Source organism: Streptomyces sp. NBC_00388, assembly GCF_036061255.1.
Classification (GTDB): Bacteria; Actinomycetota; Actinomycetes; order Streptomycetales; family Streptomycetaceae; genus Streptomyces.
This window is the reverse complement of record NZ_CP107948.1, coordinates 6,287,648-6,301,195: the sequence shown is the minus strand read 5'-3', so window position 1 is coordinate 6,301,195 and position 13,548 is coordinate 6,287,648. Positions and strand designations below refer to the sequence as shown.

Here is a 13,548-nt window from a genome sequence, read left to right as displayed (position 1 = left end):
TGTCTTGCGGCTTGGCACCCGGTGCCATACGTTGAAGGTGTCCGGGCGGCCGGCGTACATCGACCTTCGTATGCCGGCTGTCCCCGTGGATCACGTGTTCACGCGCCCGGACGCCTGCGTCACAGGCACCTTCAGCGCCCCACAACGGCGCGGCCCGCTCCACAGCTCACGCCGAACCGACGGCACACCTCCACAGCAGCAGCCCCGCCCTCCCTGGGGCTCACCGACCGATCCCCTCAACACGCTTCGCCGGAGGCAGCACCGTGAAGGACATCCTGGACGCGATCCAGTCGCGGACCGACACAGCCAGTGGCTCGACCGCCGCGACGGCGGCCGACTTCGCCGCCCTGCCCCTGCCCGATTCGTACCGCGCGGTGACCGTGCACAAGGACGAGGCCGAGATGTTCGCGGACCTCGAAAGCCGCGACAAGGACCCCCGCAAGTCCCTGCACGTCGAGGACGTGCCGGTGCCCGAACTCGGCCCCGGCGAGGCCCTGGTGGCCGTGATGGCCAGCTCGGTGAATTACAACTCCGTCTGGACCTCGATCTTCGAGCCCGTCTCGACCTTCTCCTTCCTGGAGCGGTACGGAAGGCTCAGCGAGCTCACCAGGCGTCACGACCTGCCGTACCACGTCATCGGCTCCGACCTCGCGGGCGTCGTGCTGCGCACCGGGCCGGGCGTCAACGCCTGGCAGCCCGGCGACGAAGTCGTCGCGCACTGCCTCTCGGTCGAGCTGGAGAGCTCCGACGGCCACAACGACACGATGCTCGACCCCGAACAGCGCATCTGGGGCTTCGAGACCAACTTCGGCGGCCTCGCGGAGATCGCCCTGGTCAAGTCCAACCAGCTGATGCCCAAGCCCGGCCACCTCAGCTGGGAGGAGGCCGCGGCCCCCGGACTCGTCAACTCCACCGCCTACCGCCAGCTGGTCTCCCGCAACGGCGCCGGCATGAAGCAGGGCGACAACGTCCTCATCTGGGGCGCAAGCGGCGGCCTGGGCAGCTACGCCACCCAGTTCGCCCTGGCCGGCGGCGCCAACCCGATCTGCGTCGTCTCCAGCGACCAGAAGGCCGACATCTGCCGCCGGATGGGCGCGGAAGCGATCATCGACCGCAACGCCGAGGACTACCGGTTCTGGAAGGACGAGCACCACCAGGACCCGCGCGAGTGGAAGCGCTTCGGCAAGCGCATCCGCGAACTGACCGGCGGCGAGGACGTCGACATCGTCTTCGAGCACCCGGGCCGCGAGACCTTCGGCGCCTCGGTGTACGTCACCCGCAAGGGCGGCACCATCGTCACCTGCGCCTCGACGTCCGGCTACACCCACGAGTACGACAACCGCTACCTGTGGATGTCGCTGAAGAAGATCGTGGGCTCCCACTTCGCCAACTACCGCGAGGCCTGGGAGGCCAACCGCCTGATCGCCAAGGGCAAGATCCACCCCACCCTGTCCAAGGTCTACTCACTCGACGACACCGGCCAGGCGGCCTACGACGTCCACCGCAACCTCCACCAGGGCAAGGTCGGCGTCCTGGCACTGGCACCCGCCGAAGGACTCGGCGTGCGCGACACCGAGCTGCGCGAGAAGCACATCGACTCCATCAACCTGTTCCGTGACACCGCGGCCGCGCCGGCCGCCCGGAACGTCTGAGGTCTCCAGATGACTGAACGTCACAAGGACCGCCCCTGGCTCATGCGGACGTACGCGGGCCACTCGACGGCCGAAGCCTCCAACGAGCTCTACCGGCGCAACCTCGCCAAGGGCCAGACCGGTCTGTCGGTCGCCTTCGATCTGCCCACCCAGACCGGCTACGACCCGGACCACGTCCTGGCCCGGGGCGAGGTCGGCCGGGTCGGGGTGCCCGTGTCCCATCTCGGTGACATGCGGCGGCTGTTCCAGGACATCCCGCTGGAGCAGATGAACACCTCGATGACGATCAACGCCACGGCCATGTGGCTGCTCGCGCTCTACCAGGTGGTCGCCGAGGAGCAGGGCGCGGACGCCGGCCTGCTCCAGGGCACGACGCAGAACGACATCGTCAAGGAGTACCTGTCCCGCGGGACGCATGTGTTCCCGCCGGGCCCCAGCCTGCGGCTCACCACCGACATGATCACGTACACGGTGGCCCGCATCCCCAAGTGGAACCCGATCAACATCTGCAGCTACCACCTGCAGGAGGCGGGAGCCACGCCCGTCCAGGAGATCGCGTACGCCATGTCCACCGCGATCGCGGTCCTGGACGCCGTACGCGACTCGGGACAGGTGCCGCCGGAGCGGTTCGACGCGGTCGTCGCCCGGATCTCGTTCTTCGTGAACGCGGGAGTCCGCTTCATCGAGGAGATGTGCAAGATGCGCGCCTTCGGCCGCATCTGGGACCGGGTGACGCGGGAGCGCTACGGCATCACGGATCCCAGGAAGCGCCGCTTCCGCTACGGCGTCCAGGTCAACTCGCTCGGGCTCACGGAGGCGCAGCCGGAGAACAACGTCCAGCGCATCGTCCTGGAGATGCTCGCCGTCACGCTGTCCAAGGACGCACGGGCGCGCGCGGTGCAGCTGCCGGCCTGGAACGAGGCGCTGGGGCTGCCCAGGCCGTGGGACCAGCAGTGGTCGCTGCGGATCCAGCAGGTGCTCGCCCAGGAGAGCGACCTGCTGGAGTACGAGGACATCTTCGACGGCTCCCATGTCATCGAGGCCAAGGTCGAGGAGCTCGTGGCGGAGTCCCTCGCCGAGATCGACCGCATCCAGCAGATGGGCGGCGCGATGGCGGCCGTCGAGTCCGGCTACCTCAAGTCGGAACTGGTCTCCTCGCACGCCGCCCGCCGGGCCAGGATCGAGGGCGGCGAGGAGAAGATCGTCGGCGTCAACTGCTACGAGTCCACCGAGCCCAATCCGCTCACCGCCGACCTGGACACGGCGATCATGACCGTCGACCCGGAGAACGAGGCGAAGGTCGTCGCGGCGCTGCACACGTGGCGCGACAACCGCGACGAGAGCGCCGCGCAGGACTCACTCGCACTGCTCAAGGCGACCGCGGCCGGCGACGGCAACCTCTTCGAGGCGACGGTGGCGTGCGCCCGTGCGGGTGTCACCACGGGCGAATGGTCCTGGGCCCTGCGCGATGTGTTCGGCGAGTTCCGGGCCCCCACGGGAGTGGGCGGCGCGCCGGTGGCGGTGACCGCCGAGGAGGGCACCCCGCTCGCCGCCGTACGCGCCGCCGTGACCCGTACGGCCCAGGACCTCGGCAGTGGAAGGCTGCGTCTGCTGGTCGGGAAACCGGGGCTCGACGGACACTCCAACGGCGCCGAGCAGATCGCCGTACGTGCCCGTGACGCCGGGTTCGAGGTGGTCTACCAGGGCATCAGGCTGACACCCGAGCAGATCGTGGCGGCGGCCCTGGCCGAGGACGTGCACTGCGTGGGCCTGTCGATCCTGTCGGGCTCCCACGCCGAGCTGGTCCCGGACGTGCTCCAGCGGCTGCGCGAGGCGGGCGCCGCCGACATCCCCGTGATCGTCGGCGGGATCATCCCGAACGCCGACGGCACGGCGCTCAAGGAGGCCGGCGTCGCCGCCGTCTTCACCCCGAAGGACTTCGGGATCACCGAGATCATCGGACGTATCGTCGAAGTGATCCGGAAAGCGAACAAGCTCGACCCTCTGGAGGTCCCCGCATGACCGAGTCAACCAGCCCCGTGAACCGTCTGCGTCCGCGGCGTTCCTGTCTCGCAGTCCCCGGATCGAACCCGCGCTTCCTGGAGAAGGCCCAGGGGCTCCCGGCCGACCAGGTCTTCCTCGACCTGGAGGACGCCTGCGCGCCGCTCGCCAAGGAAGGCGCCCGGCACACCATCGTCGAAGCGCTGAACAAGGGCGACTGGACGGGCAAGACCCGCGTGGTGCGCGTCAACGACTGGACCACCCACTGGACCTACCGCGACGTGGTCACCGTCGTGGAGGGCGCGGGCCACAATCTCGACTGCATCATGCTCCCCAAGGTCCAGGACGCCCAGCAGGTCGTGGCCCTCGACCTGCTGCTCACCCAGATCGAGAAGACCATGGGCCTGGAAGTCGGCAAGATCGGCATCGAGGCGCAGATCGAGAACGCCAAGGGCCTGGTCAATGTCAACGAGATCGCGGCCGCCTCACCCCGCAACGAGGCCATCATCTTCGGTCCTGCCGACTTCATGGCATCGATCAACATGAAGACCCTGGTGGTCGGCGAACAGCCGCCCGGCTACGGCGCGGACGCCTACCACTACATCCTGATGAAGATCCTGATGGCCGCCAGGACCTACGATCTCCAGGCGATCGACGGCCCCTATCTGCAGATCCGCAACGTCGACGGCTACCGCGAGGTCGCCCAGCGCGCGGCGGCCCTCGGCTTCGACGGCAAGTGGGTCCTGCACCCGGGGCAGATCGAGGCGGCCAACGAGATCTTCTCGCCGTCCCAGGAGGACTACGACCACGCCGAGATGATCCTCGACGCCTACGAGTGGTGCACCTCCGAGGCCGGTGGCAAGAAGGGCTCGGCGATGCTCGGCGACGAGATGATCGACGAGGCCAGCCGCAAGATGGCCCTCGTCATCTCCGGCAAGGGCCGGGCCGCAGGCCTGCGCCGCACCACCGCCTTCGAAGCCCCGGAGGCCTGAGCCATGCAGTTCGGACGCACCTACGAGGAGTTCGAGGTCGGCGCTGTCTACAAGCACTGGCCGGGCAAGACCGTCACCGAGTACGACGACCACCTCTTCTGCCTGCTCACCATGAACCACCACCCGCTCCACCTGGACAGCAACTACGCCGGGCGGACCACCGACTTCGGCAAGAACGTCGTCGTCGGGAACTACGTCTACTCGCTGCTGCTCGGCATGTCCGTACCCGACGTCTCCGGCAAGGCCATCGCCAACCTGGAGGTCGAGTCGCTGAAGCACATCGCGCCGACCTTCCACGGCGACACCCTCTACGGGGAGACGACCGTGCTGGACAAGACACCGTCGAGGTCCAAGACCGACCGCGGGATCGTCCACGTCGAGACCAAGGGCTACAACCAGGACGGCACCGTCGTCTGTGTCTTCCGCCGCAAGGTCATGGTCCCCACCGCGACCTACGTCAAGGAGCGCGGCGGAGAGCAGCCCGGCCGCCCTGTGCCTTCGCAGTAGGCCGATTTCCCACCACCAGCGTGACGTCACAGGAGAAGCAGTCATGAGCCGACTCGCCCAGACCCCGGGTCTGACCGATGTGCAGCAGGAAATCCTGGCCACCGTCAGGGAGTTCGTCGACAAGGAGATCCTGCCGGTCGCGACCGAACTCGAACACCGCGACGAGTACCCCTCCCAGATCGTCGAGGGCCTCAAGGAACTCGGCCTGTTCGGGCTGATGATCCCCGAGGAGTACGGGGGCCTGGGCGAGTCGCTGCTCACGTACGCGCTGTGTGTCGAAGAAATAGCGCGTGGCTGGATGAGCGTGTCGGGCATCATCAACACGCACTTCATCGTGGCGTACATGCTCAAGCAGCACGGCACCCAGGAGCAGAAGGACACCTTCCTGCCGCGGATGGCCGCCGGCGAGGTCCGCGGCGCGTTCTCGATGTCCGAGCCCGCGCTGGGCTCGGACGTGTCGGCCATCACGTCGAAGGGGGTCAGGGACGGCGACGAGTACGTCCTCGACGGCCAGAAGATGTGGCTGACCAACGGCGGCACGTCCTCGCTGGTCGCGGTTTTGTGCCGCAGTGACGAGGGTCACCCCGAGGGGACCGCCCGGCACAAGTCGATGACGACGTTCCTGGTCGAGAAGGAGCCGGGATTCGGCGAGGTACGTCCGGGCCTGACCATCCCCGGCAAGATCGACAAGATGGGCTACAAGGGGGTCGACACCACCGAGTTGATCATGGACGGCCTGCGAATTCCGGCCAATCGCGTACTTGGTGGGGTTACGGGCCGAGGGTTTTACCAAATGATGGACGGAGTCGAAGTCGGGCGGGTGAATGTTGCAGCGCGTGGCTGCGGAGTGGCGCAACGCGCCTTCGAGCTGGGCATCAGTTACGCACAGCAACGACACACTTTCGGCAAACAGATCGCACAGCACCAGGCGATTCAGTTCAAGCTGGCCGAAATGGCTACCAAGGTGGAAGCCGCCCATGCGATGATGGTCAATGCGGCACGCAAAAAGGACTCCGGGGAACGAAACGACCTTGAAGCAGGGATGGCCAAGTACCTGGCCTCCGAGTACTGCAAGGAGGTCGTGGAGGACGCCTTCCGTATCCACGGTGGATACGGGTTCTCCAAGGAGTACGAGATCGAGCGGCTCTACCGCGAGGCCCCGATGCTGCTGATCGGCGAAGGTACCGCCGAGATCCAGAAAATGATCATCGGTCGGCGCCTCCTCGAAGAGTACCGATTCCAGGGCTGATTGTCCCTTTCGTGGCGATATATCAGCGAAGAAGATCACAGCCAGTCATCGTCTTCCGGCCGCCGACTCGGCTTCCTGGCTTGCCCAGTTGTGGTCCACAACCGATAGCATCGCCCGAAAGCCGCCGTCCCCCGTTTCCTGCGCGGCATCATCCGCTACGAAGGTCATCCATGCCCCACAGCCAAACCTCTGCACCACGCGGTCGCGTACGTCTTGCGCGCGGAGCATCGCCGTGGCTCCTGCCGACTGTCGCGACCGCGGCCCTCAGCCTGGCCCGGGCCCGGCGGTCCGGCCGCTGGGCTGCTGTCGCCGTGCCCACCACCGCCCTCGCGGCGGGCATGCTGTGGTTCTTCCGCGACCCCGAGCGGGAGATCACACAGGGCCGGGTCATCTCCCCGGCCGACGGCGTAGTGCAGAGCATCATGCCGTGGAAGGACGGGCGCACCCGCGTAGCGATCTTCATGAGCCCGCTGAACGTCCACGTCAACCGCGCACCGCTGGCGGGGACCGTGACATCCGTCGAGCACATCCCCGGCGGTTTCGTCCCGGCGTTCAACAAGGAGAGCGAGAACAACGAGCGCGTAGTCTGGCACTTCGACACCGAGCTCGGTGACATCGAGATGGTGCAGATCGCCGGCGCCGTCGCGCGCCGCATCGTGCCTTACCTTCCCCAGGGCACGAAGGTGGAGCAGGGCGAGCGGATCGGCCTGATCCGTTTCGGTTCGCGCGTCGACATCTACCTTCCGGAAGGTATCGATGTCGCGGTCGAGGTCGGCCAGACCACCACCGCGGGGGTGACTCGAATTGACCGTGATTGATCCCGAGACACAGACCGGCTGGGTTCCCGAGGCAGAGGCCGAGGACGGCACCGAGGACATGCCGCTCTCCATGCGGCTGTCGATAGCGGACACGCTGACACTCGGCAACGCGACATGCGGATTCATGGCGGTGTACTTCACCACCACCGGAATCCTCATCCCGCACCTCCAGGGCAGCCAGGAGACCGGCATGGGGCGGCACTCAGCCGCGACCGCCGTGATCCTCATGCTCCTCGCCGCGATCTTCGACCTCTGCGACGGGCTCGTGGCGCGCAAGCTGCGCAGCTCGCCGATGGGCGCGGAGCTGGACAACCTCTCCGACCTGATCAGCTTCGGACTCGCCCCGGCCTACTTCGTGCTCGTGTACGGCATGGTCGCGGACGACGCCCACCAGCGCGTCGCCGCGGTGGCGGCGATCGTGGTGCTGCTGGCGGTGGTGCTGCGGCTCGCGCGGTTCTCCTGCGTGGCCCTGAAGGACGGCACCTTCCAGGGCATGCCGTCCCCCTTCGGGGCGCTGACGGTGGTCTCCATCGTGCTCCTGGAGCTGCCCTTCGTACCGACACTGCTCGCCGTCATCGGCGTCGCCTGGCTGATGGTGAGCCGGGTCGAGTACCCGAAGCCCCGGGGTGTCCTCGCGGTGGGGATGCTCAGCTGGATCGTGGGCGCCATGGGGCTGCTCGCCGCGTGGGCGTTCGACGCGCCGGGCGGCCAGCTGCTCCTGCAGACCGGCTGCGCGCTCCAGGTGGTGCTGGGGGCGGTCATCCCGCTCTTCGCCACCGCGCGCAGGGTGAACACCTTCCGCGGTAACCGCCGTGAGGCGCGTACGGCGCAGCTGCCGTAGTCCCGGACAGCGCGAGGGCCCCGAGTGCACCGCACTCGGGGCCCTTCTGCGTACGGACTCGCCGGACGGGCTCCGCTGCGGGGCCGGCCCGCCCGGGGTCACGGTGTCGGGCCGCCCCTCGCCGGGGCGGTGAAGACCCGCTCCAGGAGGTCCTCGAGAGCGCCACGGTCGGCGTCGGGCAGGGCTTCGAGGCCGGCGAGCGTCGTGTGCATCCCCGCCCGGATCGCGTCGACGGTACGCTCGCCCTCCGCCGTGAGCAGGACGGTCTTGACGCGCCGGTCGGTGGGGCTGGGTTCCCTGCGCACCAGCGCACGTTTCTCCAGCCGGTCGATGATCCCCGTCATATTGGACGCGTCACAGGCCAGGGTCGTCGCCAGGGCCCGCATCGCGGACGGCCCCCGGCGCAGCACGCTGAGCGTCTTGCCCTGGCTGGCCGTGAGGCCCTCGGCGGCGGCTGCCGCCGTGAAGTCTCCGTAGTAGGCGCCGAGCGAGACCGAGAGCAGCTCCATGAGCCGGTCGGTGCCGGGTCCAGGGGTTTCTGGCATGGGACGATGCTACGCCAGGAAATTTGACCATCTCAAACATCTGGCCGCGGCCGGGGACGCGCCCGGGCCGGGCGGTTGCCCGCCCGGCCCGGTTCGCACCGAGGAGGATCCGGCCGTCAGCCGCGCACGAGGAAATCGCGGGCGATGTTCTCGGCGGCCTGCTCCAGGAGCGGGCCCGCGTTGGCGATGCAGCGCTCCACATCCGGCTCCAGCTCCGTGAGGGCGTACGCACGGCGGATGCCCGCCCTGCCGAGGACCTCGGCAGGGAGCGTGAGGCGCCCGCAGACCGCGACGACCTCCTTGCCCGCGGCCCTGGCCGCAGCGGCGACACCGGCCGGGGCCTTGCCGTGCAGGGTCTGCTCGTCGAGCGAGCCCTCACCGGTGATGACCAGGGTCGCCCTGGCGACGGCGGGGGCGAAGCCCAGTACGTCGAGCATCACATCGATACCGGCACGGAAGCTCGCTCCGAGGCCGACCAGCGCGCCGTAGCCGATCCCGCCCGCGGCCCCGGCGCCCGGTGCGAGCGCCGCCTCAGCGGCCGACGAGCCGATGGACTTCTCCAGCACCGCGGCGAAGTGCGCCAGGGCGGTGTCCAGAGCCTCCACCTGCTGCGGTGACGCGCCCTTCTGCGGCCCGTACACCGCGGGCGCGCCCTTGGGCCCGGTGAGCGGATTGTCCACATCGCTGGCGAGCACGATCTCCGTACCGGCGAGCCGGGCGTCCAGACCGGACAGATCCGCGGTCGCCAGCTCGCTCAGTCCCCCGCCGCCCGGTCCCACGGGCTGTCCGCCCGCGTCCAGGAATCGGGCGCCGAGCGCGGCCAGCATGCCCGCGCCGCCGTCGGTCGTGGCGCTGCCGCCGACACCGAAGACGATCGAGGTGGCCCCCGCGTCGAGCGCCGCGCGCAGCAGCTCGCCTGAGCCGTACGTGGTCGCGGTGAGCGGCGCGAAGACCCCGGCGGGCAGGTGCTGGAGGCCGGATGCCTCGGCCATCTCCACCACGGCGACACCGTCGCGCAGCGCGAAGGCCGCGTTCAGCTGCTCACCGAGCGGTCCGGTGACGGGTACCTCGTGCCGGTCGAATCCGGCGGCGACCGCGGCGGCCACGGTGCCGTCCCCGCCGTCGGCGACGGGCAGTGTCTCGACCTCCACACCGGGAACGATTTTCCGCAGCCCGGCCGTCACCCGCTCAGCGACCTGCACGGCCGTGAGGGACCCCTTGAATTTGTCGGCCGCCACGAGCACCCGTGCGGCTTCAGTTACTGCTCCGTCCGTCACCTTGTTATCCCTTGCTTTCGAACAGGCAGTCGCGCCGCTCCGACCCTATCCGCACCGCATGCCCGCTGCCCATGGGGACCGGTCAGAAGAGGGTGGACTCCCCCGGCACGGCGCCGCGGGATTCGAAGGCCAGCAGCTGCTGCTTCCGGCCGATGCCGCCGCCGTATCCGGTGAGACCGCCCGTCGAGCCGATGACCCGGTGGCACGGGACGATGATCCCGACCGGGTTCTTGCCGTTCGCCAGGCCCACGGCCCGTGAGGCGCCAGGTCTGCCGAGCCGGCCCGCGAGATCGCCGTACGAACGGGTCTCGCCGTACGGAATCTGCCGCAGCTCTTCCCAGACGGTGCGCTGGAAGGGCGTCCCCGCCAGGTGCAGCGGCACCGTGAACTCGGTCAGCTCCCCCGCGAAGTACGCGGTCAGCTCCTCCCGCACCTGCCCGAAGGGGCGGGGGTCGGGTTCGCCGAAGGTCTCATCGGCCGGCCGGTGGCGCTGGTCCGTCATGTACAGGCCGCTCAGCAGGCCGTCGGCCGCCACGAGGGTGAGCGGGCCGTACGGGCTGTCGATCACGGTGTGCCGCTTCGCGGACATGGGTGATGCTCCTTTCCCCGGGACGACCGGAGTCAGACGGGCAGATCATTGACGGGGTGGGAGCCGGTGGCCCACAGGTACTGCACGGCGTACGCCCGCCAGGGGCGCCAGGCCGCGGCCCTGGCCGTGAGCGCGGCCGGGGTCGGGGGCAGCCCCAGATCCACGGCGGCCCGCCGGATGCCCAGGTCCGTGGCGAGGAAGGCGTCGGGGTCCCCCAGCGCGCGCATCGCGACAGCCTCGACGGTCCAGGGCCCGAGGCCGGGAAGGGCCCGCATCCGGGCGCGGGCCTCGTCCCAGTCGCTGTCCACCCCGAGGGCGAGCGACCCGTCGGCGAGCGCACCGGCCAGTGTGGTCAGGGTGGTGCGCCTGCTGCGCGGCAGCGCCAGGGACTCGGGGTCGAGGGCGGCAAGCGCCTGGGGCGAGGGGAAGAGGTGGGTGAGCCCGCCCCGGGCGTCGTCGACCTGCGCCCCGTGCGCCACGACGAGACGGGCCGCGTGGGTGCGGGCCGCCGCCGTCGAGACCTGCTGGCCCAGCACCGCCCGTACGGCGAACTCGTCCGGGTCGACGGTCCGGGGCACCCGGCGGCCCGGCGCCTTGTCGACCAGGGGTGCCAGCAGCGGGTCGTTCCGCAGTTCGCCGTCGACGGCGACGGGATCGGCGTCGAGGTCGAGCAGCCAGCGGCAGCGGCTGATGGCGTGGGTGAGGTCGCGCAGATCGGTGAGGGAGAGCAGGCAGCCGATGTGGCCGGGGTGCGGGGTGAGTTCGGCGATGCCGTGCCCGTACGGCAGTGAGAGCGTCCTGCGGTACGCGCCGTCCCGCCACTCCTCCACGCCGGGGACGCCGGTCGCCGCGAGGTGGCCGAAGAGGTTGTCCGGGTTGAGCGGGGCACGGAACGGGAGGCGGAGCGGGATGGTGCCGGGGGTGTGGGGCCCCGCGCCGCGGGCGGCGCGGCTGCGCAGTTCGCCCGGGGCGAGCGCGAACACCTCGCGGACCGTGTCGTTGAAGGTGCGGATGGAGGAGAACCCGGCGGCGAACGCCACGTCTGCCATCGGCAGTTCCGTCGTCTCGATGAGGACGCGCGCCGTCTGGGCGCGCTGTGCACGGGCCAGGGCGAGTGGTCCCGCGCCGAGCTCGGCGAGGAGCTGGCGCTCGATCTGCCGGGTCGAGTACCCGAGGCGCCCGGCCAGGCCGGGTACGCCTTCCCGGTCGACGGTCCCGTCCCGGATGAGGCGCATCGCGCGGGCCACGACATCGGCGCGGGTGTTCCACTCGGGGGAGCCGGGGCTGGTGTCCGGGCGGCAGCGCTTGCAGGCGCGGAACCCGGCCTGCTGACAGGCGGCGGCGCTCGGGTAGAAGGTCATGTTCCGGGCCTTCGGCGGCACGACCGGGCAGCTGGGACGGCAGTAGATCCCGGTGGTCAGGACGGCCGTGAAGAACCAGCCGTCGAAGCGGGCGTCCTTCGAGCGGACGGCACGTACGCAGCGCTCGGTGTCGGTGTGCATGGCTCAAGCATCCGCCACGTCCGGCCCCGGGGCTGGCGGGAATCCGACATGTGCCTCGGGGGCTCCCGGCGGCCGGCCTGCCCGCTGCCGGCCCGCCGTCACCCCCGGCGCAGGCGCCGCCATACGGCCTTGGCAGCGTTGTGCCCCGACATGCCGTGGACCCCCGGCCCCGGCGGGGTCGCCGACGAGCAGAGATACACCGCCGGGTGCGAGGTCGTGTAGGGGAACGCGGAGATCTTGGGCCGCAGCAGCAGCTGTAGTCCGGAGGCGGCCCCGCAGGCGATGTCACCGCCCACGTAGTTCGCGTTCCGCGCGAACAGCTCGGCCGGTCCCGCGGTGGCGCGGGCGAGCACCCGGTCGCCGAAGCCGGGCGCGAAGCGCTCGATCTGCCGCTCGACGGCCTCGGTGAGGTCTCCGTCCCAGCCGTGCGGGACATGGCCGTACGTCCAGAAGGCATGCTTGCCCCGGGGCGCCCTGGAGGGGTCGACGAGGCTGGGCTGGGCGCCGATCAGGAAGGGCGTACCGGGGGCGCGGCCACCGGCTGCCTGGCGCAGCGCCGTACCGATCTCGCGGCTGCTCGGGCCGATCTGCACCGTCCCGGCCACCCTGGGCTCCTGCGCCGTCCAGGGCACCGGCCCGTCGAGGGCGTAATCGATCTTGAAGACGCTCGCCCCGTACCGGTATCCGTCGTAGGCCCGGCCCAGACCGGCGATACGGGCGGCGGCGGTCGGGGAGGTGTCGAAGATGTACGCGCGTGCGGGCGGCAGATCATCGAGCCGCTTCACCTCGAAGCCGGTGTGCACCACTCCGCCCAGATCGCGCAGATATCCGGCCAGCGCGTCGGAGATCGACTGCGAGCCGCCACGCGGCAGCGGCCAGCCGCCCTCGTGCGCGGCCAGCGCGAACATCAGTCCGACGGCGCCGGTGGCGAGGCCGTCGAGCGGTGCGATGACATGGGCCACGAGACCGGCGAACAGCGCCCGGGCCCGGTCGTCACGGAAGCGCTTCATCAGCCAGGTGGACGGCGGCAGGCCGGTCAGGCCGAAGCGGGCGAGCGTCACCGGGTCGCGTGGCAGCGCGGTGAGCGGCAGTGACATGAAGTCCCGGGCCAGGGTGTCCCACCGGCCGAGGAACGGCGTGACGAGCCTGCGGTACGCCCCCGCGTCGCGCGGCCCGAAGGAGGCAGCGGTCTCGGCCACCGAGCGGGAGAGCACAGCGGCCGTGCCGTCGTCGAAGGGGTGCGCCATGGGCAGCTCCGGATGGAGCCACTCCAGGCCGTACCGGTCGAGCGGCATGGTCTTGAAGACCGGCGAGCCGACACCCAGCGGGTGGACGGCGGAACAGGGGTCGTGCAGGAAGCCGGGGAGCGTGAGCTCCTCGGTCCGCGCGCCCCCGCCGACGGTCTCCCGGGCCTCGAAGACCTCGACGGCGAATCCGCGGCGGGCCAGCTCCACGGCGGCGGTCAGCCCGTTGGGTCCCGCCCCCACGACGACAGCATCGAGCATCGACGGCACCTTCGGACTCCTTCGTCAGCCGACGGCCAGTGCCCCAAGGATATTCCCGCGCACCGACCGT

General features: G+C 70.1%; 12 protein-coding genes. 7 read left to right on the top strand and 5 right to left on the bottom strand.

What is annotated here, in order from left to right; genetic code table 11:
* Nucleotides 1-263: 263 nt before the first annotated feature.
* From ccrA to pssA, 7 genes are all read left to right on the top strand, one after another.
* The gene (gene ccrA, locus OG917_RS28050) at nt 264-1,652 is read left to right on the top strand and encodes a crotonyl-CoA carboxylase/reductase (RefSeq protein WP_328320809.1); all 1,389 of its coding nucleotides are present in this window, start codon (nt 264-266) and stop codon (nt 1,650-1,652) included.
* 9 nt (nt 1,653-1,661) lie between these two features.
* On the top strand, nt 1,662-3,674 hold the full coding sequence (locus OG917_RS28045; protein ID WP_328320807.1) for a protein meaA: 2,013 nt from the start codon (nt 1,662-1,664) through the stop codon (nt 3,672-3,674).
* On the top strand, nt 3,671-4,645 hold the full coding sequence (locus tag OG917_RS28040) for an HpcH/HpaI aldolase/citrate lyase family protein (protein WP_328320805.1): 975 nt from the start codon (nt 3,671-3,673) through the stop codon (nt 4,643-4,645). Before OG917_RS28045 ends, OG917_RS28040 begins: the two co-directional genes overlap by 4 nt.
* Nucleotides 4,646-4,648: 3 nt before the next feature.
* Nucleotides 4,649-5,152, top strand: a complete 504-nt coding sequence (locus OG917_RS28035) for a MaoC family dehydratase (RefSeq protein ID WP_328320803.1) — start codon at nt 4,649-4,651, stop codon at nt 5,150-5,152.
* Between the two features lie 43 nt (nt 5,153-5,195).
* Nucleotides 5,196-6,401, top strand: coding sequence for an acyl-CoA dehydrogenase family protein (locus OG917_RS28030; RefSeq protein WP_328320802.1), 1,206 nt, complete (start codon nt 5,196-5,198; stop codon nt 6,399-6,401).
* Between the two features lie 170 nt (nt 6,402-6,571).
* Nucleotides 6,572-7,219, top strand: coding sequence for a phosphatidylserine decarboxylase (locus OG917_RS28025; protein WP_328320801.1), 648 nt, complete (start codon nt 6,572-6,574; stop codon nt 7,217-7,219).
* Nucleotides 7,206-8,060 (top strand): CDP-diacylglycerol--serine O-phosphatidyltransferase, encoded by an 855-nt coding sequence (gene pssA / locus OG917_RS28020; protein ID WP_328320800.1) that lies wholly within the window; start codon nt 7,206-7,208, stop codon nt 8,058-8,060. The genes OG917_RS28025 and pssA overlap by 14 nt, the downstream gene beginning before the upstream one ends.
* A gap of 98 nt (nt 8,061-8,158) precedes the next feature.
* On the opposite strand, the gene OG917_RS28015 is transcribed toward pssA, so the two are convergent.
* The 5 genes from OG917_RS28015 to OG917_RS27995 form a co-directional block, all read right to left on the bottom strand.
* Nucleotides 8,159-8,605, bottom strand: coding sequence for a MarR family winged helix-turn-helix transcriptional regulator (locus OG917_RS28015; protein ID WP_443059028.1), 447 nt, complete (start codon nt 8,603-8,605; stop codon nt 8,159-8,161).
* Nucleotides 8,606-8,721: 116 nt separating this feature from the next.
* Nucleotides 8,722-9,882, bottom strand: coding sequence for a glycerate kinase (locus tag OG917_RS28010; RefSeq protein WP_328320799.1), 1,161 nt, complete (start codon nt 9,880-9,882; stop codon nt 8,722-8,724).
* 82 nt (nt 9,883-9,964) lie between these two features.
* Nucleotides 9,965-10,471, bottom strand: a complete 507-nt coding sequence (locus tag OG917_RS28005; RefSeq protein WP_328320797.1) for a methylated-DNA--[protein]-cysteine S-methyltransferase — start codon at nt 10,469-10,471, stop codon at nt 9,965-9,967.
* 32 nt (nt 10,472-10,503) lie between these two features.
* The gene (locus OG917_RS28000) at nt 10,504-11,973 is read right to left on the bottom strand and encodes an AlkA N-terminal domain-containing protein (protein ID WP_328320795.1); all 1,470 of its coding nucleotides are present in this window, start codon (nt 11,971-11,973) and stop codon (nt 10,504-10,506) included.
* Nucleotides 11,974-12,071: 98 nt separating this feature from the next.
* The gene (locus OG917_RS27995) at nt 12,072-13,487 is read right to left on the bottom strand and encodes a phytoene desaturase family protein (RefSeq protein WP_328320793.1); all 1,416 of its coding nucleotides are present in this window, start codon (nt 13,485-13,487) and stop codon (nt 12,072-12,074) included.
* Nucleotides 13,488-13,548 lie beyond the last annotated feature (61 nt).

Bases quoted from the DNA above. Each gene is read 5' to 3' on its own strand.
- OG917_RS28045 (WP_328320807.1), top strand. From the start codon at position 1,662: ATGACTGAACGTCACAAGGACCGCCCCTGGCTCATGCGGACGTACGCG.
- OG917_RS28040 (WP_328320805.1), top strand. From the start codon at position 3,671: ATGACCGAGTCAACCAGCCCCGTGAACCGTCTGCGTCCGCGGCGTTCC.
- OG917_RS28035 (WP_328320803.1), top strand. From the start codon at position 4,649: ATGCAGTTCGGACGCACCTACGAGGAGTTCGAGGTCGGCGCTGTCTAC.
- OG917_RS28030 (WP_328320802.1), top strand. From the start codon at position 5,196: ATGAGCCGACTCGCCCAGACCCCGGGTCTGACCGATGTGCAGCAGGAA.
- OG917_RS28025 (WP_328320801.1), top strand. From the start codon at position 6,572: ATGCCCCACAGCCAAACCTCTGCACCACGCGGTCGCGTACGTCTTGCG.
- OG917_RS28015 (WP_443059028.1), bottom strand. From the start codon at position 8,605: ATGCCAGAAACCCCTGGACCCGGCACCGACCGGCTCATGGAGCTGCTC.
- OG917_RS28005 (WP_328320797.1), bottom strand. From the start codon at position 10,471: ATGTCCGCGAAGCGGCACACCGTGATCGACAGCCCGTACGGCCCGCTC.
- OG917_RS28000 (WP_328320795.1), bottom strand. From the start codon at position 11,973: ATGCACACCGACACCGAGCGCTGCGTACGTGCCGTCCGCTCGAAGGAC.